The sequence below is a fragment of the Streptomyces sp. NPDC044106 genome (genome assembly GCF_056433985.1).
The window spans coordinates 305,971-325,492 of record NZ_JBWKFZ010000007.1 but is presented as its reverse complement, the minus strand read 5'-3'; the positions used below and the strand labels follow the sequence as shown (position 1 = coordinate 325,492).

Annotated in this window: 14 protein-coding genes and 1 pseudogene; 9 read left to right on the top strand and 6 right to left on the bottom strand. The window is 70.5% G+C overall.

All coding sequences use genetic code 11. The annotated features are described in order from the left end of the window. Positions 1 to 18: 18 nt before the first annotated feature. Entirely contained in the window at positions 19 to 1,221 is a 1,203-nt protein-coding gene (locus AC07DI_RS15000) for a CaiB/BaiF CoA transferase family protein (protein WP_478904733.1), read from the bottom strand. Between the two features lie 73 nt (positions 1,222 to 1,294). Next, the gene (locus AC07DI_RS14995; protein ID WP_384251926.1) at positions 1,295 to 2,320 is read right to left on the bottom strand and encodes a LacI family DNA-binding transcriptional regulator; all 1,026 of its coding nucleotides are present in this window, start codon (positions 2,318 to 2,320) and stop codon (positions 1,295 to 1,297) included. A gap of 360 nt (positions 2,321 to 2,680) precedes the next feature. On the opposite strand from AC07DI_RS14995, the gene AC07DI_RS14990 reads away from it, so the two are divergent. The 7 genes and pseudogenes from AC07DI_RS14990 (at position 2,681) to pulA (ending at position 13,147) form a co-directional block, all read left to right on the top strand. Then, positions 2,681 to 3,949 (top strand): extracellular solute-binding protein, encoded by a 1,269-nt coding sequence (locus tag AC07DI_RS14990; RefSeq protein WP_478904732.1) that lies wholly within the window; start codon positions 2,681 to 2,683, stop codon positions 3,947 to 3,949. 20 nt (positions 3,950 to 3,969) lie between these two features. Next, positions 3,970 to 4,980: a carbohydrate ABC transporter permease gene (locus AC07DI_RS14985; protein ID WP_384251931.1), complete on the top strand. Its 1,011-nt coding sequence runs from the start codon at positions 3,970 to 3,972 to the stop codon at positions 4,978 to 4,980. 35 nt (positions 4,981 to 5,015) lie between these two features. After that, the gene (locus tag AC07DI_RS14980; protein WP_478904816.1) at positions 5,016 to 5,885 is read left to right on the top strand and encodes a sugar ABC transporter permease; all 870 of its coding nucleotides are present in this window, start codon (positions 5,016 to 5,018) and stop codon (positions 5,883 to 5,885) included. A gap of 201 nt (positions 5,886 to 6,086) precedes the next feature. Beyond that, positions 6,087 to 7,736, top strand: coding sequence for a glycoside hydrolase family 13 protein (locus AC07DI_RS14975; RefSeq protein WP_478904731.1), 1,650 nt, complete (start codon positions 6,087 to 6,089; stop codon positions 7,734 to 7,736). Continuing rightward, the gene (locus AC07DI_RS14970; RefSeq protein WP_478904730.1) at positions 7,724 to 8,791 is read left to right on the top strand and encodes a LacI family DNA-binding transcriptional regulator; all 1,068 of its coding nucleotides are present in this window, start codon (positions 7,724 to 7,726) and stop codon (positions 8,789 to 8,791) included. The genes AC07DI_RS14975 and AC07DI_RS14970 overlap by 13 nt, the downstream gene beginning before the upstream one ends. Before the next feature lie 100 nt (positions 8,792 to 8,891). Then, positions 8,892 to 10,286 (top strand): annotated as a pseudogene (locus AC07DI_RS14965) (alpha-amylase); the annotation flags it as partial. A 128-nt stretch (positions 10,287 to 10,414) separates the two neighbouring features. After that, positions 10,415 to 13,147 carry a pullulanase-type alpha-1,6-glucosidase gene (gene pulA, locus AC07DI_RS14960; RefSeq protein ID WP_478904729.1) on the top strand — a complete coding sequence of 911 codons (2,733 nt, stop codon included), beginning with the start codon at positions 10,415 to 10,417 and terminating at the stop codon, positions 13,145 to 13,147. Positions 13,148 to 13,161: 14 nt separating this feature from the next. Here pulA and AC07DI_RS14955 read toward each other — a convergent pair whose 3' ends face one another. Both AC07DI_RS14955 and AC07DI_RS14950 read right to left on the bottom strand, forming a co-directional pair. Further along, positions 13,162 to 14,217, bottom strand: coding sequence for a chitinase (locus AC07DI_RS14955; protein WP_478904728.1), 1,056 nt, complete (start codon positions 14,215 to 14,217; stop codon positions 13,162 to 13,164). Between the two features lie 162 nt (positions 14,218 to 14,379). Continuing rightward, on the bottom strand, positions 14,380 to 14,835 hold the full coding sequence (locus AC07DI_RS14950; RefSeq protein WP_478904727.1) for an Lrp/AsnC family transcriptional regulator: 456 nt from the start codon (positions 14,833 to 14,835) through the stop codon (positions 14,380 to 14,382). 141 nt (positions 14,836 to 14,976) lie between these two features. On the opposite strand from AC07DI_RS14950, the gene AC07DI_RS14945 reads away from it, so the two are divergent. Both AC07DI_RS14945 and aspA read left to right on the top strand, forming a co-directional pair. Then, a complete protein-coding gene (locus AC07DI_RS14945) occupies positions 14,977 to 16,002 on the top strand; it encodes an asparaginase (protein WP_478904726.1) in 1,026 nt (341 codons plus the stop codon). A gap of 89 nt (positions 16,003 to 16,091) precedes the next feature. After that, the gene (aspA, locus tag AC07DI_RS14940; RefSeq protein WP_478904725.1) at positions 16,092 to 17,501 is read left to right on the top strand and encodes an aspartate ammonia-lyase; all 1,410 of its coding nucleotides are present in this window, start codon (positions 16,092 to 16,094) and stop codon (positions 17,499 to 17,501) included. A 270-nt stretch (positions 17,502 to 17,771) separates the two neighbouring features. On the opposite strand, the gene AC07DI_RS14935 is transcribed toward aspA, so the two are convergent. Beyond that, on the bottom strand, positions 17,772 to 18,254 hold the full coding sequence (locus AC07DI_RS14935) for an Lrp/AsnC family transcriptional regulator (protein ID WP_384251949.1): 483 nt from the start codon (positions 18,252 to 18,254) through the stop codon (positions 17,772 to 17,774). Positions 18,255 to 18,378: 124 nt separating this feature from the next. Then, positions 18,379 to 19,389 (bottom strand): LacI family DNA-binding transcriptional regulator, encoded by a 1,011-nt coding sequence (locus AC07DI_RS14930; protein ID WP_478904724.1) that lies wholly within the window; start codon positions 19,387 to 19,389, stop codon positions 18,379 to 18,381. Between the last annotated feature and the right edge of the window lie 133 nt (positions 19,390 to 19,522).

Genomic DNA, 19,522 nt, shown 5'->3' with positions numbered 1-19,522 from the left:
GCCGAACGCGCGGGCCGCTCACCGGCAGACGCCCTCCTCGCGCAGCCGGGCGACGTCGTCCGGAGTGCGGCCGAGTTCGGCGAGGATCGCGGCCGTGTGCTCGCCCGCCGACGGCACCGGGCCCATGCGCGGGGTGACCCCGGAGAGGTTGGCCGGGGGCAGCAGGGCCTGGACGGGCTCCGGCGCGCCGGGCACCTGGATGTCCTGCCAGCGGTCGCGCCCGGTGAGCACGGGGTGGGCCAGGAACGCGTGGACGGAGCTGACCCCCGCGTTGGCGATGCCCGTGCGGTCGAGCAGCTCCGTCGCCTCGTCGCTGCCGAGTTCGGCGAAGCGTGCGGAGATGATCGCGTCGAGCGCGTCTCGGTGGGCCACGCGGTCGGACCCGGTGGCGAAGCGCGGATCGTCCGTCAGCTCGGGGCGGCCGATGAACTCCCGGCACAGCGCCGCCCATTCGCGTTCGTTCTGCACGGAGAGCAGCACGTCGTTGCCGTCGGACGCGGTGAAGGGACCGTACGGCGCGATCGTCGCGTGGCGGGCGCCGACGCGGGGCGGCTGGGTGCCGCCGTAGCGCGTGTAGTACGCGGGCTGGCTCATCCATTCGGCGAGCGCGTCGAAGAGGGACACCTCGACGGCGGGCGCCCGCCCCGTCGTCGCCCGTGTGAAGAGCGCCGACAGGATGCCGCTGTACGCGTACATCCCGCCCGCGATGTCGGCCACCGAGATGCCGACGCGCGCGCACTCGTCCGGGGAGCCGGTGAGCTGGAGCAGCCCGGTCTGGCACTGCACCAGCAGGTCGTAGGCCTTGCGGTCCGCCCACGGCCCGTCCGTGCCGTAGCCGCTGACGGTGCAGGGGATCAGGGACGGATGGCGGCCCTGCAGCTCCTCGGCGCCCAGGCCCATGCGGGTGGCGGCGCCGGGGGCGAGGTTCTGCACGAACACGTCGGCCCCTGCGAGGAGTTCCTCCAGGATCTCCCTGCCGTCCGTCGACTTGAGGTCGAGGGTGAGCGACTCCTTGGAGCGGTTGAGCCAGACGAAGTAGCTGGCCTGGCCGTGCACGGTCGTGTCGTAGCGACGGGCGAAGTCACCGCCGCCGGGACGCTCGACCTTGATGACACGGGCCCCTAGATCGGCGAGCTGACGCGTGGCGAAGGGCGCGGCGACGGCCTGCTCCAGGCTGACGACGGTGATGCCGGTGAGGGGGAGGGGAGAGGGTGTACGCATGCCGCGTTTGTACGGGCAGGTGAGCGGGGCGTCAATGAAGGGGCATGCCGCCCCGGCCGCGCCCGCCGGCCGTTCACTGCGGTGTGCGCCGCCCCGACCCCGTGGAACCCCGCACCACCAGCTCCGGCATGAAGACGAACTCGCCGTGCGGTGCGGGCGTTCCGCCGATCTCCTCGAGCAGCGCCCGGACCGCCGCCTGGCCCATCGCCTGCACCGGCTGGCGGATCGTGGTCAGCGGCGGGTCGGTGAACGCGATGAGCGGGGAGTCGTCGAAGCCGACCACGGAGATGTCCGTGGGTACGGAGAGGCCCAGGTCGCGGGCGGCCCGGATGGCGCCGAGCGCCATCATGTCGCTGGCGCACACGAGGGCGGTGCAGCCGCGGTTGATGAGGGTGGTGGCGGCGGCCTGGCCGCCCTCCAGGGTGTAGAGGGAGTGCTGGATCAGCTCCGCCGCGTCCTCGTCCGTGAGGTTGAGGCGCTCCTGCAGTGCGAGCCGGAAGCCCTCGATCTTGCGCACCACGGGGACGAACCGCTTCGGGCCGACCGCGAGTCCGATACGGGTGTGGCCGAGCGACGTCAGGTGGGTGACGGCGAGGCGCATGGCGGCCCGGTCGTCGGTGGAGACGAAGGGTGCGGCCACCTCCGCGGAGAAGCCGTTGACCAGCACATAGGGAACGTCCTGGCCGCGCAGCGCATCGTAGCGCGCCATGTCGGCGGTGGTGTCGGCGTGCAGTCCGGAGACGAAGATGATGCCGCTGACACCCCGGTCCACCAGCATCTCGGTGAGCTCGTCCTCGGTGGAGCCGCCCGGGGTCTGCGTCGCGAGCACCGGGGTGTAGCCCTGGCGCGTCAGCGCCTGCGCGATGACCTGGGCGAAGGCGGGGAAGATGGGGTTGTCGAGCTCCGGCGTGATGAGGCCGATGAGTCCGGCGCTGCGGCGGCGCAGCCGCACGGGGCGTTCGTATCCGAGGACGTCGAGGGCGGCGAGCACCGCCTCGCGGGTGGCCGCGGCCACTCCGGGCTTGCCGTTGAGGACGCGGCTCACGGTGGCTTCGCTGACCCCCGCGTGGGCTGCGATGTCGACAAGCCGTGCGGTCATGGCACTGGACTGTACCTGTCATCGCGAAGATTGCACACCGGCTCTGAAAGCTTGCGGAAAGAGCTGTCGTGCAAGAACCTTTCAGCCGGTTTCAGCACCTGTGCGACACCGGTCGTCATCGCGTGCACCGCGCCCAACTTCCCCTGGTCCGCAGCTCACAGAGGTGTCAAGCGCGGGAGCGGCAACGGAAAGGACACGCAGATGTAACGATCACCGGCTCTTGCAGAAATATTCCGCAAGCTCTTTCGACGCTCTTGCAACGCTGTTACGTTCCTGGCAACCCGGCGCCGCGTCCAGAGCGGCCAGCAGGAGGCACCTCTTCGTCTCCCCGTGATTCCGGGATCAGTTGAAGGAGTTCACATGCGGCGTGGCATAGCGGCCACCGGGCTGATCGCGGCCCTGGCCATGACAGCGGCAGCGTGCGGGGGCGACGACGGCGGCGGCAGCAAGGGCTCGGGGAAGATCTCCGGCACCGTCACCTTCTGGGACACCTCGAACGACGCCGAGAAGGGCGCGTACGAACAGATCGCCAAGGGGTTCGAGAAGCTCCACCCGGATGTCAAGGTCAACTATGTGAACGTCCCGTTCGGCGAGGCCAACGCCAAGTTCAAGAACGCCGCGGGCGGCAACTCCGGCGCCCCCGACGTGATGCGCACCGAGGTCGCCTGGACCCAGGACTTCGCCTCGCTCGGCTACCTCGCCGCGCTCGACGGCACCGCCGCGCTCGACAAGCCGGACGACTACCTCCCGCAGGCCGCCGCGAGCACCAAGTTCAAGGGCAAGACCTACGCCGCGCCGCAGACCATCGACACCCTCGCGCTCTTCTACAACAAGAAGATGCTGAAGGCCGCGGGCGCCGACGTGCCGAAGTCCTTCGACGAGGTGAAGTCCGTCGCGAAGAAGATCAGGTCCAAGACCGGCAAGACCGGTCTCTACCTGCGCGGCGACGACCCGTACTACTACCTCCCGTACCTCTACGGAGAGGGCGGCGACCTCCTGGACACCAAGAGCAGGAAGGTCACCGTCGACGACCCCGAGGGCGCCAAGGCGTTCTCGGTGATGAAGGACCTTCTCGACTCCAAGGCGGCGGTCACCGACGCGAGCGACGGCTACAACAACCAGCTCAACGCCTTCAAGGACGGCGACGTCGCGATGGCGCTCGACGGCCCCTGGTCCATCGAAGGCGCCCTGAAGGGCAAGGAGTTCAAGGCCGACAAGGGCAACCTCGGTGTCGCCCCCGCTCCGGCGGGCAGCGCGCGCCAGGGTGCCCCGCAGGGCGGCTGGAACCTCGCCGCGTACGCCGGGTCCGGCAACCTCGACGCGGCGTACGAGTTCATCAAGTACATGAGCTCCGCCAAGGTGCAGCAGCAGACCACCGAGCAGCTCAGCCTGCTGCCGACCCGTACGTCCGTCTACGACGTGAAGTCCGTCAAGGACAACCGGATGGTGCAGTTCTTCAAGCCCGCCGTGGCCAAGTCCGTGCAGCGGCCGTGGATTCCGGAGGCCAACGCGCTCTTCGAGCCGATCCGCCTGCAGCTGGAGAAGGTGCTCAGCGGCAAGTCCTCGCCCGAGCAGGGCGCCAAGGGCATCGGTGACGCCTACCGCAAGCTCCTCAAGGGCTACAAGTAAGAAGGAGGGCCGACCGACCCATGGCTGTCGAGACCGGCCGGTCGGTGGCGAAGGCCGTGGACGCGCAGAGCGTCCGCGGCCGCGGCCACCGGCCCGGCACAACCCCGGGGCCGCTGCGCAGGGCGCTGGCCACCCACTGGTACGCGTGGGCCATGGTGGCCCCCGTGGTGATCGTGATTGGCGTGATCGTCGGGTACCCGCTCGTGCGCGGCATGTACCTGTCGACGACCGACGCCAATGAGGCGAACGTCGAACGGCACATCGGTGTCAACGACATCCCGGCCACGTACAAGTCCGTCGGTCTCGACAACTACTCGTCGATCCTCTCCGACGGCGTCTTCTGGGACCGGCTCACCTGGACCGTGGTGTGGACCGTCTCCTGCGTCGCGCTCTCCTTCGTGCTCGGCCTCACGCTCGCCACGATGCTCAACCGCAAGCTGGCCGGGCGCTCCTTCTACCGGATGGCGCTGATCCTGCCGTGGGCGGTGCCGGCCTTCGTCTCCGTCTTCACCTGGCGGCTGCTCTTCAACGAGAAGAAGGGCCTCCTCAACAAGATCCTCGAAGGCGGCGGCATCGACGCGGTCCCGTGGCTCAACGACCCGACCTGGGCGAAGATCTCGGTGATCACCGTCAATGTCTGGCTCGGCGTGCCGTTCATGCTGGTGGCCATGTTGGGCGGCCTGCAGTCCATTCCGGGCGAGCTGTACGAGGCCGCCGAGATGGACGGCGCGGGCGCCTGGCAGCGCTTCCGGCACATCACGCTGCCGGGGCTGCGCTCCGTCGCCAGCACGGTGATCCTGATCAGCGGCATCTGGACCTTCAACATGTTCCCGGTGATCTTCCTCCTTACCAGGGGCGGCCCGGGAGACGCCACCGAGATCCTGGTGACGTACGCCTACCGGCTCTCGTTCGTCGTCAGCCCCCGCGACTTCGCGGGCTCCGCGGCCTGGGGCGTGCTCATCCTGGCCCTCCTGTCGATCATCGCCGTGGCCTACCGCCGCGCGCTCCGCAAGCAGGGAGAGGTGTGGTGACCACCGTGCCGACCAGAACCGTGCCGACCGAAACCGTGCCGACCGAAACCGGGAAGAAGCCGCGGCGGAAGCCCAGGGGGCGCGACGAGCGCGGGCCGCTGGCCTCCATCGCCCTGCACCTGACACTGCTGATCACGAGCGCCATCGCGGTGGGGCCACCGCTGTGGCTCCTGGTCACCTCGTTCAAGCCGGAGAGCGAGGCCTTCACCACCGACCTGGTCAAGGACTTCACGCTCGGCAACTACGACCACGTGCTCAACGACACCGAGTTCCCGAACTGGCTCCTCAACTCCCTCATCGTGGTGGGCCTGACCACGGTGATCGGCGTCTTCATCGCCGCCACCACCGGCTACGCGGTGAGCCGCTTCAAGTTCCCCGGCATGCGGCCGCTGATGTGGCTGCTCCTGATCACCCAGATGTTCCCCGTCGCGGTACTCATCGTGCCGCTGTACAACCTGCTGGCCGACCTCGGCCTGCTGAACCAGCCCATCGGCCTCGTCGTCACCTATCTGACCATCGCCGTGCCGTTCTGCGCCTGGATGATGAAGGGGTACTTCGACACCATCCCGGTCGAGATCGACGAGGCCGGACGGGTGGACGGACTCAACCCCTTCGGCACCTTCTGGCGGCTCATCGTGCCGCTCGCCAAGCCGGGTCTCGCCGTCACCGGGTTCTACAGCTTCATCACCGGGTGGGCCGAGGTCGCCTACGCCTCCGCCTTCATGACCGGCGAGGAGAACCTGACGCTCGCCGGGGGACTCCAGACCTTCGTCAACCAGTACACCAGCGACTGGGGTTCGCTGACCGCGTCCGCGGTGATCGTCGCGGTGCCCGCCGCGGTCATCTTCGGCTTCGCCCAGCGCCACCTCGTCTCCGGCCTCACGGCGGGCGCGACGAAGTCCTGACCAGGCATCCGTCCCGAGGCGTCCCGTCCGCGGGCCTCAGAGCCTGTCTTTGAACCCCCGCCTGCGCCCCGGCGCCCGGCACGCACGCACGGAACGCACGGAACGCACCGAACACCGCTGCGCCCGCGCCTCGCGCGGACGACGGGGGTTCAAAGACAGGCTCTCACGCCGCCCCCACCACACTCGATCCCCAGGGAAGACATGACCCAGCATCTCGCTGCCCCTGCCACCCCCGCCACCGAGACGCACACGGACTGGTGGCGCGGCGCGGTGATCTACCAGGTGTACCCGCGCAGCTTCGCCGACGGCAACGGCGACGGCATGGGCGACCTGGCGGGCATCCGCAGCCGGCTGCCGTACCTCAGGGACCTCGGCGTCGACGCCGTCTGGCTCAGCCCGTTCTACGCGTCCCCGCAGGCCGACGCCGGCTACGACGTCGCCGACTACCGGGCCATCGACCCCATGTTCGGCAGCCTCCTGGACGCCGACGCGGTCATCCGCGACGCCCACGAGCTCGGCCTGCGCATCATCGTGGACCTGGTGCCCAACCACTCCTCCGACCGCCACGACTGGTTCCGGCGCGCGCTGAGCGAGGGACCGGGATCCCCGCTCCGCGAGCGCTACCACTTCCGCCCGGGCAAGGGCGCCGACGGCGAACTCCCGCCCAACGACTGGGAGTCCATCTTCGGCGGCCCCGCCTGGACCCGGCTCCCCGACGGCGAGTGGTACCTGCACCTCTTCGCCCCCGAGCAGCCCGACTTCAACTGGGAACACCCCGCAGTGCGGGACGAGTTCCGCTCCATCCTGCGCTTCTGGCTCGACATGGGCGTCGACGGCTTCCGGGTCGACGTGGCGCACGGCCTGGTCAAGGCGGCCGGTCTGCCCGACATCGGCAGCCGCGACCAGCTGAAGCTGCTCGGCAACGACGTCATGCCGTTCTTCGACCAGGACGGCGTGCACGACATCTACCGCAGCTGGCGGCAGGTCCTCCAGGAGTACGAGGGCGCTCGCATCCTCGTCGCCGAGGCGTGGACCCCGACCGTCGAGCGCTCCGCCCACTACGTGCGCCCCGACGAGATGCACCAGGCCTTCAACTTCCAGTACCTCGGCACCTCGTGGGACGCCGCCGAGCTGCGCGAGGTCATCGACGCGTCGCTCGCCGCGATGCGTCCCGTGGGCGCGCCCGCCACCTGGGTGCTCTCCAACCACGACGTGACCAGGCACGCCACGCGCTACGCCAACCCGCAGGGCATGGGCACCCAGCTGCGCACCGCGGGCGACCGCGAACTCGGCCTGCGCCGGGCCCGCGCCGCGACCCTGCTGATGCTGGCCCTGCCCGGCTCCGCCTATCTGTACCAGGGCGAGGAGCTCGGCCTGCCCGACGTCACCGACCTGCCCGACGAGGCGCGTCAGGACCCGTCGTTCCACCGCGCCGACGGTCAGGACGGGTTCCGCGACGGCTGCCGGGTGCCCATTCCGTGGACCACCGAGGGTCCGTCGTACGGCTTCGGCGGGGGCGGCAGCTGGCTCCCGCAGCCGGCCGGCTGGGGCAAGCTGAGCGTGCAGGCGCAGACCGGCGACCCCGGCTCGACACTGGAGCTGTACCGCAGGGCCCTCGCCGTGCGCCGCGCGGAGCCGGGACTCGGCGCGGGCGCGGCGATCGAGTGGCTCGACGCCCCCGAAGGCGTGCTCGCCTTCGCCCGCGACGGCTTCGTCTGCACGGTGAACACCACCGCGCAGGCCGTCCGGATCACCGCACCCGGCCGCGTCCTGCTCGCCACCGAGGAGGCGGAGATCGTCGAAGGGACCGTGCGGCTGCCCGCCGACACCACCGTCTGGTGGGCGGTGTGACGTTGCCCTCCGTGCCGCGGGACGCCGCCCACCGCGGCGCCCCGCGGCTCGTGGACATCGCCGCCCAGGCCGGCGTCAGCGAGGCCACCGCGAGCCGGGTGCTCAACGAGAAGGCGGGGGTGGCGGCGGGCACCAGGCGCCGGGTCCTCGCAGCCCTCGACGTCCTCGGCTACGAGCGCCCCAGCCGCCTCGGGCGGCGCAGTGCCGGTCTCGTCGGCCTCGTCATCCCCGAGCTCACCAACCCGATCTTCCCGGCCTTCGCGCAGGTCATCGAGCAGGTCCTGGCCGGGCACGGCTACACCCCGATGCTCTGTACGCAGATGCCGGGCGGCGCCACCGAGGACGAGCTGGTCGAGCAGCTGGAGGACCGCGGGGTCAGCGGCATCATCTTCCTCTCGGGGCTGCACGCCGACCTGACGGCCGACACCGCGCGCTACCGCGAACTGGCCCACCGCAAGGTGCCCTTCGTCCTCGTCAACGGCTACAACGAGGCCATCCCGGCCTCCTTCGTGTCGCCCGACGACCGCTCGGCGGTACGCATGGCGGTACGGCACCTGGCCGAGCTGGGGCACGAGCGGATCGGCCTGGCCGTCGGACCGCCGCGGTACGTCCCCTCCCTGCGCAAGGCGGAGGCGTTCCGGGCGGCGCTGCGCAGCACGTTCGGCCTGGCCCCCGCGGAGGTCGAACGCCTCGTGCAGCGCACGCTGTTCACGGTCGAGGGCGGCCAGGCCGCGGCCGGTGCCCTCCTCGACCTGGGGTGCACCGCGATGGTCTGCGGCAGCGACCTGATGGCGCTCGGTGCCGTCAGGACGGTGCGCGAGCGCGGTCTGACCGTGCCCGGCGACGTCTCCGTGGTCGGCTTCGACGACTCCCAGCTCATCGCCTTCACCGACCCGCCGCTGACCACGGTGCGCCAGCCGGTGCAGGCGATGGCGACCGCCGCGGTGGGCGCCCTCCTGGAGGAGATCGACGGAAACCCCGTGCAGCGCATGGAGTTCGTCTTCCAGCCGGAGCTGGTCGTACGCGGGTCCACCGGGGTCTGTCCAGAGGGTTGACCCCGCCCTTGGGGCGCCATACGGTCCAACCCGCAACAACTTGTGCCGACTTGCTGCAAGAAGTTGCTGGAGGTTCTCCCCCCAACCGCAGGAGGTACCCATGACCGGCCGGACCGTCAGACGCCGCAGGCCCGTAGCGACCGCGCTCGCCCTCCTCGCGGGCGTCGCAGGCGGTGTCGTCGCCGCCCCCGGCGCCCAGGCCGCCCCGCCCGGCGCCAAGGACGTCACCGCCGTCCTCTTCGAGTGGAACTTCGCTTCGGTGGCCAGGGCCTGCACGGACCGGCTCGGACCGGACGGCTACGGGTACGTCCAGGTGTCGCCGCCCCAGGAACGCCTGAAGGGCGACGCCTGGTGGGCCGCGTACCAGCCCGTCAGCTACCGCATCGGGACCCGGCTCGGTGACCGCGCCGCCTTCAAGCACATGGTCGACACCTGCCACTCGGCCGGGGTCAAGGTCGTCGCCGACACGGTGATCAACCACATGACCAACGCCTCCGGCACCGGCTCGGCGGGCTCGTCCTTCTCCAAGTACGACTACCCCGGCACGTACTCGGCCGCCGACATGGACGACTGCAAGGCCGACATCAGCAACTACCAGGACCGCTGGAACGTCCAGCACTGCGAGCTGGGCGGCCTGGCCGACCTGGACACCGGCGAGGAGTACGTACGCGGCCGCATCGCCGGGTACCTGAACGACCTCCTCTCGCTCGGCGTCGACGGCTTCCGGATCGACGCGGCCAAGCACATGCCCGTCGACGACCTGAAGAACATCAAGTCGCGGCTGAGCAACCCGGGCGTCTACTGGAAGCAGGAGACCTTGTACGGCGCCGGCGAGGCGGTCTCCCCGAGCGAGTACACCGCCACCGGTGACGCCCAGGAGTTCCGCTACGCCTGGGACCTCAAGAGGGTCTTCAAGGGCGAGAAGCTCGCCTACCTCAAGAACTTCGGCGAGGGCTGGGGCTATATGCCGGGCGGCACGTCGTCGGTGTTCGTCACCAACCACGACACCGAGCGCCACGGCCAGACCCTCAGCTACAAGGACGGCGCCGACTACACCCTCGCGCACGTCTTCATGCTCGCCTGGCCCTACGGTTCCCCCGACGTCCACTCCGGCTACGAGTTCAGCGACACCGACGCCGGATCGCCCGACGGCGGCCAGGTGAAGGCCTGTTACAGCGACGGCTGGAAGTGCCAGCACGCCTGGCCGGAGATCCGCCGCATGGTCGCGTTCCGCAACGCCGCGCGCGGCACCGCCGTCACCGACTGGTGGGACAACGGCAACGACGCCATCGCCTTCGGCCGGGGGAACAAGGGGTACGTGGTCATCAACCACGAGGGCGCCCCCGTCGACCGCACCTTCCAGACCTCCCTGGCCGCGGGCACGTACTGCGACGTGCAGAGCGGCAGGAGGGTCGGTGTGGACGGCTCGGGCCGGTTCACCGCCTCGGTCGCCCCGAACACCGCCCTCGCGCTGCGCCCCGGGGCCAAGAACTGCTGACCGGTCCTCCTCTCCGGCCGATTCTCCCCCCTGCCCGGCCGCCCGGCCCGTCCAAGTCCCCGCAGCCGGGCGGCCACACCCTTCCTCTCGCTCCGGACTCCCGCCCTCCCCAAGGAGAACCCTTCGTGACCGGCTCCCCGCGCCGTACCGCCGTGACCGTGGCGACCGTCCTGCTCGCCGCGGTGGTGCCCCTGACCGCGACGGCGACGGCCGTGCCGCTCGACCCGCCGACACCGTCCGCCACGGCCGGGCCCGCCGACGCCCTGGACCTGTCGAAGTCGAGGGCGCAGTGGATCGACCGGGACACCCTCGTACGGGACGCCGGCCCGGGCACCGTCCACGAACTCCTCTACGCGCCCCGCGGCGGCCTCACCGTCAAGGACGGCGACATCGAGGGCAAGGCCCGCCGACTGCGCCTCACTCCGGTCGAGGGCGGTCTCACCGACGCCCAGAAGACCAAGTTCCCGCACCTCAAGGGCTATGCCGCCTACACCGTCGACCGCCGGGACCGCGACCGGATCCGCACCGCCCTCACCGGCCAGCTCGTCGCCACCGCACGGTCCGCCGACGGCACCCTGCGCTCCGCCACCGGTGTCCAGACGCAGGGCGTCCTCGACGACCTGTACGCCACCGCCGCCGCCGGGGCGGTCCTCGGCCCCCGGTTCGCCCACGGCCGCACGGCCCTCTCCGTCTGGGCCCCCACCGCTCAGGAAGTCTCCCTCGACATCGGCGGCCGCACGGTCCCGATGCGCCGCGACCCCGCTTCCGGCGTGTGGTCCGCGACGGGCCCCCGTAGCTGGCAGGGCAAGGCGTACCGCTATGTGGTGAAGGTGTGGGCGCCGAGCGTCCGGAAGATCGTCACCAACAAGGTCACCGACCCGTACTCGACCGCCCTCACCAGCGACTCCCGGCGCAGCCTCGCCGTCGACCTGGACGACCCGCAGCTCGCCCCCACGGGCTGGGCCGGGCTGCGCAAGCCGAAGCCGGTCCCGCTGCGCGACGCGCAGATCCAGGAACTGCACATCCGCGACTTCTCCGTGGCGGACCGCACGTCGAAGCACCCGGGCCAGTACCTCGCCTTCACGGACAAGCGGTCCGACGGGATGCGGCACCTGCGCGGCCTCGCCCGCTCCGGCACGTCCTACGTGCACCTGCTGCCCGCCTTCGACATCGGCACCATCCCCGAGCGCGCCTCCGACCGGGCCACCCCCGACTGCGACCTGCCGTCGTACGCGCCCGACTCCGACGAGCAGCAGGCCTGCGTCACCAGGAGCGCCGCCGACGACGCGTACAACTGGGGCTACGACCCGCTGCACTTCACCGTTCCCGAGGGTTCGTACGCGAGCGATCCCGACGGCGCACGCCGCACGGTCGAGTTCCGCAGGATGGTGCAGGGCCTGAACGGCTCGGGTCTGCGTACCGTCATGGACGTCGTCTACAACCACACCGTCGCGAGCGGCCAGGCCGACAGGTCCGTGCTCGACAGGATCGTGCCCGGCTACTACCAGCGCCTCGAGGCCGACGGCACGGTCGCCACCTCCACGTGCTGCGCCAACACGGCGCCCGAGAACGCCATGATGGGCAAGCTCGTCGTCGACTCGGTCGTCACCTGGGCCAGGGAGTACAAGGTCGACGGCTTCCGCTTCGACCTGATGGGCCACCACCCCAAGGCGAACATCCTCGCCGTCCGCAAGGCCCTCGACGCGCTGAGCGTGGAGAAGGACGGCGTCGACGGGAAGGACATCGTCCTGTACGGGGAGGGATGGAACTTCGGCGAGGTCGCCGACGACGCCCGCTTCGTGCAGGCCACCCAGAAGAACATGGCGGGCACCGGCGTCGCGACGTTCTCCGACCGCTCCCGCGACGCGCTGCGCGGCGGCGGCCCCTTCGACGAGGACCCGGGTGTGCAGGGCTTCGCCAGCGGTCTGTACACCGACCCCAACTCCTCCAAGGCGAACGGCACTCCGGCCGAGCAGAAGGTCCGGCTGCTGCACTACCAGGACCTCATCAAGGTGGGCCTGTCAGGCAACCTCGCCGCCTTCACCTTCAGGGACTTTGCCGGTCGTACGGTCAAGGGCGCGGACGTCGACTACAACGGCGCCCCCGCCGGGTACGCGGTGGCTCCCGGCGACGCGCTCTCCTACGCGGACGCGCACGACAACGAAACGCTCTACGACGCGCTCGCCTTCAAGCTGCCCACGGACACCGCACCGGCCGACCGCGCCCGCATGCAGCTCCTCGCGATGGCCACGGCCTCCCTTTCCCAGGGGCCGGCGCTCTCCCTGGCGGGCACGGACCTGCTGCGATCCAAGTCGCTCGACCGCAACTCCTTCGACAGCGGCGACTGGTTCAACGCCGTCCACTGGGACTGCCGCGCGGGCAACGGCTTCGGCCGCGGTCTGCCTCGGGCCGCCGACAACCAGTCCAAGTGGCCGTACGCGAAGCCCCTGCTGTCGTCCTCACCGACACTGATCCCCGGCTGCGCGGAGATCAACGGCACGTCGGCCGCGTACCGGGACCTGCTGAAGATCCGTACCACCGAGCCCGCCTTCTCCCTCGCCACGGCCGACCGGGTCCAGTCGGCGCTCTCCTTCCCGCTCTCCGGCACCGCGGCCGAGACGCCCGGTGTCATCACCATGCAGCTGGCCGACCTCGTGGTGGTCATCAACGCGAGCCCGCACGCACAGCAGCAGCGCGTCGCGGCGCTCGAGGGCACCGCGTACGCCCTGCATCCTGTGCAGCGTTCGGGCGCCGACCGAGTGGTCAAGTCGGCACGGTACGACCGGAGTTCGGGGACCTTCACCGTCCCGGCGCGGACGGTGGCGGTCTTCAGGCGGGGGTTCAAAGACAGGCTCTGAGCACCCGGCGGCGGCTACCTGAGCCGGTTGAAGTTGTCCCCGAAGGTCCAGCCCTTCGACCCGTCCCAGTTGATGGACCAGGTCATCAGGCCCTTCAGGGCGCCGTTGTAGTGGTTCCAGGCCTGGCCGACCAGGCTGGGGGACATGTAGCCGCCGCCTGCGCCGGGCTGGGCGGGGAGACCGGGGACCTGCTTGTCGTAGGGGACCTTGATGGTGGTGCCCTGGATGACCAGGCCCTTGTTGAGGCAGTCCGTCTGGGCGATGAAGCCCTGGACAGTGCCCGCGGAGTAGGAGTCCCCGGCGCAGCCGTACATGCTGCCGTTGTAGTACTGCATGTTGAGCCACCACAGGCGGCCGTTGTCCGCGTACTTCTTGACGATGGGCAGGTACGCGCCCCAGATCGATCCGTACACGACGCTGCCGCCGGTGACGTACGCCGTCTCGGGAGCCATCGTGAGGCCGAAGCCCGCGGGCATCCTGGCGAGCACGCCGTCGATGATGCGGATGAGGTTGGACTGCGAGGCGGAGAGCTGGTTGATGCCGCCACCGCCGACGAGGCCGGTCTCGATGTCGATGTCGATGCCGTCGAAGTTGTACTTCTTCAGGATCGGCACGATCGTCTCGACGAAGCGGTCGGCGACGTTCGTGGAGTTCAGGTCGATGCCGGCCGCCGCGCCGCCGATGGACATGAGGATCGTGGCGCCGTCGGCCTTGGCCTGGCACATCTCCGCGGGCGTCGCGACCTTCACCGTCGCGTCCATCCCGTCCTCCCACAGGACGGTGCCGTCCGAGCGGATCACGGGGAAGGCCGCGTTGATCACGTTGTAGCCGTGCTGCTTCATGCGGCTGTCGGTGATCGGGGTCCAGCCGAACGGCGGGTGCACGCCGTTGGAGGCGCCGTCCCAGTTCTCCCAGTACCCCTGGAGCACCTTGCCCGAGGGCCTCGGCTTGGTCGCGCAGGTGTCGCCCTGCGGCGCGGCCGGGCCCGAAGCCGCGGCGGCGGCCGGCAGCTGCGCGGCACAGACCAGTGCCAGGGCGGATCCCAGCAGGCGTAACGTCCGACCGATCACACTGTGCTCCCTGGGGGCGGAGGGGGATCTGGAGACGAGCCTCGTGCGGTGCGTCAACTTAGGCTGGTGCAGACCAGGCGTCAATAGGTCTGTACCAAAGTGGAGTTGGGTGCGGGGGTCGCCCGGGAGGTGAACGGTCGGCGGCCGGGTTGCGGTCCGGCGTCAGCCGTCCACCGGGAGCCCCTGCGGCTCCTTGATCCGCTTCATGATGATCTGCGAGTTGACCTCGGTGACCCCCGCCAGCGCCGTGAGCCGTTCGATCCAGAGCCTTTCGTACGCCGCGAGGTCCGCGACGGCGATGCGCAGCAGACAGCCGGGGCTGCCGAACAGGCGGTGCGCCTCGATGACGTCCGGGATGTCCTGCAGCGCCGCCTCGAACGTCTCGACCGTCTCGCGGTCGCGCCGCACCTCGATGGAGACGAGCACCTCGAAGCCGCGGCCGACGGCCTCCGGGGCGACGACCGCGCGATAGCCCTGGATCACGCCGTCCAGTTCCAGCTGGCGCACCCGCCGCATGCAGGGCGACGGGCTGAGGCCGACCCGTGCGGCCAGCTCCTGGTTGGTCAGCCGGCCGTCCTTCTGCAGCTCGCGCAAGATACTGCGGTCAATGTCATCCATGGCGCAATTATCCACCAGGTATATTGCGCAGACGCCTGTTTTTGGCAAACACATTGCGCGGTGTTCGACCTATCCTTGCGCCGAGACTGCCCACCACTCCGGGGGCTGACGGTATTCAGGGCTCCTGGGAGGGACGCAGACGTGGAAGCACAGGCGCGACGGGTCGTGGTCATCAGCACCGGCGGGACGATCGCCAGCCGCTGGCAGGGGACCGGCTTCGCCGCCGACGCCCCCGGCCGCGAGGTGCTCGCCACGGCGTCGATACCCCACGGCATAGCCTCCGAGGTCATCGACCTCTTCAACGTCAACAGCCCGCGCCTCACCTCCGCCCAGCAGGTCACCCTGTTGCGCACCGTGCGCGAGGTGTTCGCGGACCCCGCAGTCGACGGCATTGTCATCACCCACGGCACGGACACTCTCGAAGAGTCCGCCTTCCTGCTCGACCTGCACCACGACGACCCCCGCCCGGTCGTCTTCACCGGGGCCCAGAAGCCGCTCGGTGCCGAGGACGGCGACGGTCCCGGCAACCTCTACGACGCGCTCCTCACCGCCGCCACCGTGCGTGACCTCGGGGTCCTCGTCGTCTTCGACGGCAAGGTGCACGCCGCGCGCGGCACCGTGAAGAGCCAGACGCTGGCCGCCGACGCGTTCGCCGACCCGTCCGGGCCGCCCGTCGGCAAGGTCGGCTTCGGCAAGGTCTCGGTCCTGCACCGCCCGGTCCGCCCCGCGCCGCTGCCGCCGCCCCCGGCCGTCGCACCCGGGTCCCTGCCGCGGATCGACATGGTCATGCACCACGTCGACGCCGACCCGCTGTTCCTGGAGACGGCGGTCGAGGCAGGTGCCGAGGGCATCGTGCTCGTCGCCACCGGCGCGGGCAACGCGACCCCCGAGTTCGTCACCGCCGTCACCGCCGCCATCGAGCGCGGCGTCGTCGTCGCCCTCACCACCCGGGTCCCGGCCGGCCCCGTCACCGAGATCTACACGCACGGCGGAGCCGTCGACCTCTCGGCCGCCGGAGCGGTCCTCACCGGCACGCTGCGCGCCGGTCAGGTGCGCAGCGCGGTGCTCGCGGCGCTGCTCGCCGCGCCGGAGCCTGCGGAGCGTACGGCGATCCTGCGGCGCCTCGTCGGTGAGCCGGAGACATCGGACGAGGCCGCTGCCGCCTGAGTGTGTTCGTCTGCGGGCCGGTCATGGCCGGCCGCGCAGTTCCTCGCGCCCCTGGTGGGGCGCTTGTGCCCCGGAAGAGATCAAGCATCATGAGTACCATCCCCGCCCCCGCCCCGCGCCGCGAGCACGACCTGCTCGGCGACCGGGACGTCCCCGCCGACGCCTACTGGGGCATCCACTCCCTGCGCGCCACGGAGAACTTCCCCATCACGGGCATCCCGATCTCCGTGTACCCGCAGCTCATCGACGCGCTCGCCGCCGTCAAGGAGGCCGCGGCCCGCGCCAACGAGGAGCTCGGGCTGCTCCCGAAGGCCAAGGCCGACGCGATCGCCGCCGCCTGCCGGGAGATCCGCGCGGGGCGCCTGCACGACCAGTTCGTCGTCGACGTCATCCAGGGCGGCGCGGGCACCTCGACCAACATGAACGCCAACGAGGTCGTCGCCAACCGGGCGCTGGAACTCCTCGGGCACCCCAAGGGCGCGTACGAGCACCTCCACCCCAACGAGGACGTCAACCTCAGCCAGTCCACCAACGACGTCTACCCGACGGCCGTGAAGATCGCGACCATCAGCGCCGTGCACGGGCTGCTGCGTGCGATGGCGGTCGTGCAGGACGCGTTCGCGGCCAAGGCCCTGGAGTTCCGCGACGTCCTGAAGATGGGGCGCACGCAGTTGCAGGACGCGGTGCCGATGACGCTCGGCCAGGAGTTCTCCGCGTACGCCGTGATGCTCGACGAGGACCGTATGCGCCTCGCCGAGGCCGTCGAGCTGATCCACGAGATCAACCTCGGCGCCACCGCCATCGGCACGGGCCTCAACGCCCCCGCCGGTTACGCCGAGACCGCCCGCCGCCACCTCGCCGAAATCACCGGCATGCCACTGGTGACGGCCGCCAACCTGGTCGAGGCGACCCAGGACTGCGGCGCCTTCGTGCACCTTTCCGGCGTCCTGAAGCGGATCGCGGTCAAGCTCTCCAAGAGCTGCAACGACTTGCGGCTGCTGTCATCGGGTCCGCGCGCGGGCTTCAACGAGATCAACCTGCCGCCGGTGCAGGCCGGTTCGAGCATCATGCCCGGCAAGGTCAACCCGGTCATCCCCGAGGTCGTCAACCAGGTCGCCTTCGAGGTGATCGGCAACGACGTCACGATCACCATGGCCGCGGAGGCGGGCCAGCTCCAGCTCAACGCCTTCGAGCCGGTCATCCTGCACTCGCTGGCGAAGAGCATCACCTCGCTGCGCGCGGCCTGCACGACGCTCGCCGAGCGGTGCGTGGCGGGGATCACGGCCAACACGGAGGTGCTGCGGCACTCGGTGGAGACCTCCATCGGCCTGGTCACCGCGCTCAACCCGCACATCGGCTACACGGCTGCGACGGAGATCGCGCGCGAGGCACTGGCCACGGGGCGCGGCGTCGCCGAACTCGTCCTGGAGAAGGGCCTGTTGCCACCGGAGCGGCTCGCGGAGCTGCTCACCCCCGAGCGGGTGGCCGGCGCCGCCTGAGAGCCTGTGTCATATCCCCGGCCGGGTGGTCGCCGCCTGGCACGCACGCTCGCCGCGTTGCCGAAAAGCCCTAGTAGCTCCTCCCCCAGGCCTGAACGGCCCGGGGGGACCCCCACCGAGGACTTCCCGGCGCCTTGCGATCGCACGCACCAGACGACGCCCACTGATCCGACCGGGGATATGACACAGGCTCTGAGCGGGAGAAGACCATCCCCGTCATGCGGGGTGACCGCACGCCGACCATGACCTCCAGCATGCCGGACGAGTTGGTCATCCCTGCCCGGCGGCCGACCTGCCGACCGACTCGACCAGCGGCAGCAGCCGGTGCGGAACCCGCTCCCGCAGCGCCATCTCCGTACGCGTGCGCACCACACCCGGCAGGTTGATCAGCTGCTGGATGACGTCTTCGAGGTGGCCGTTGTCCCGGGCCGCGACACGCGTCAGCAGATCGCCGCCGCCCGTGATCGAGTACGCCTCGATGATCTCGGGCACGGCGGCCAGCGCGTCCCCGACCTCGTCCAGGTACCCCTGCGTGACCTCGATGTGGACGAAGGCGAGCACGGGGTGGCCGAGCGCCGCGGGGGAGAGGAACGGACCCGTGCCGGTGATCACGCCCTCGCGCTCCATGCGGTCGAGCCGGGCCTGCAGGGTGCCGCGGGCGATACCGAGGACGCGCGCGTACTCGCGCAGACTGGTGCGCGGCTGCTCCAGGAGCAGCCGCAGGATGCGGGTGTCGAGTGCGTCGACGGCCATGGTCCGAGCTTCTCCCAGGTGAGCGAGGGTTCAAAGACAGGCTCTGATCGCTGGTGACTGTAGCCGCCGGCCGGCGCTCCCCGCGGCACCCGACCTCCGCGTACTACTCGGGCTACTCGGGTGATCAGCCGGTGGACCGCTGCGCCGTCGACCCGCGGACGACGAGCTCGGGTTCGAAGAGGAGTTCGCCGGGATGGGTCTGGTGGCCCTGGATCTGGGCGCACAGCAGGTCGACCGCCGCGCGCCCCATCGCCTCGATGGGCTGACGCACCGTGGAGAGCGGCGGCTCCGTGCAGGTCATGAAGGCCGAGTCGTCGTACCCGACGACCGACACGTCAAAGGGGACCGAGAGCCCGCGCCGACGGGCCGCCCTGATCGCGCCGAGCGCGAGCGGGTCGCTTCCGCAGACGATGCCGGTGACCCCGCGCCCGAGCAGCCGGGTGGCCGCGGCCTGGCCGCCCTCCAGGGAGAAGATCGACCGTTCGACGTATTCGTCGGCCAGCTGGGTGCCCGCTGCCTTCGCGATGCCCCGGGCCGCCTCCAGCTTGCGACGCGAGGGCATGTGGTCGGACGGGCCGAGCAGCAGGCCGATCCGCTCGTGTCCGAGTGAGGCGAGGTGGCGCCAGGCCTGTTCGACGGCGACGGCGTCGTCGCATGCGACACAGGGGAAGTCCAGGCCCTCGATCGACGCGTTGATGAGGACGACCGGGATCTTCCGCTCCGCCAGCTGGTGGTAGTGGTCGTGCGGGGCGTCGGTCTCCGCGAAGAAGCCCCCCGCGAACACGACACCGGAGACCTGCTGCTGGAGCAGGAGGTCCACGTAGTCCGCCTCAGAGACGCCGCCCCTGGTCTGCGTGCACAGCACGGGCGTGAGCCCCTGCTGGGCGAGCGCGCCGCCGATCACCTCGGCGAACGCGGGGAAGATGGGGTTCTGCAGCTCCGGGAGCACGAGACCGACGAGCCGGGCACGCTCTCCGCGCAGCTGCGTCGGCCGCTCGTACCCGAGGACGTCCAGCGCCGTCAGTACGGACTGTCGAGTCGCTGCGGAGACACCGGGCTTGCCGTTGAGGACACGGCTCACCGTGGCCTCGCTCACCCCCACCTTCTTCGCAACTTGAGCAAGTCGTCGCGTCATATGCGCAAGCGTATAGCAAGCAGCGCAAGCCAGTTACGGTCCTGTGCCGGATTTTGTTCGCTCGGCTGTTGTCGCGTTGCAGGCCGGGAGGCCCCGGCCGCCCGTCTCCGGTCGGCCGGGGCCGTGCTCCCCT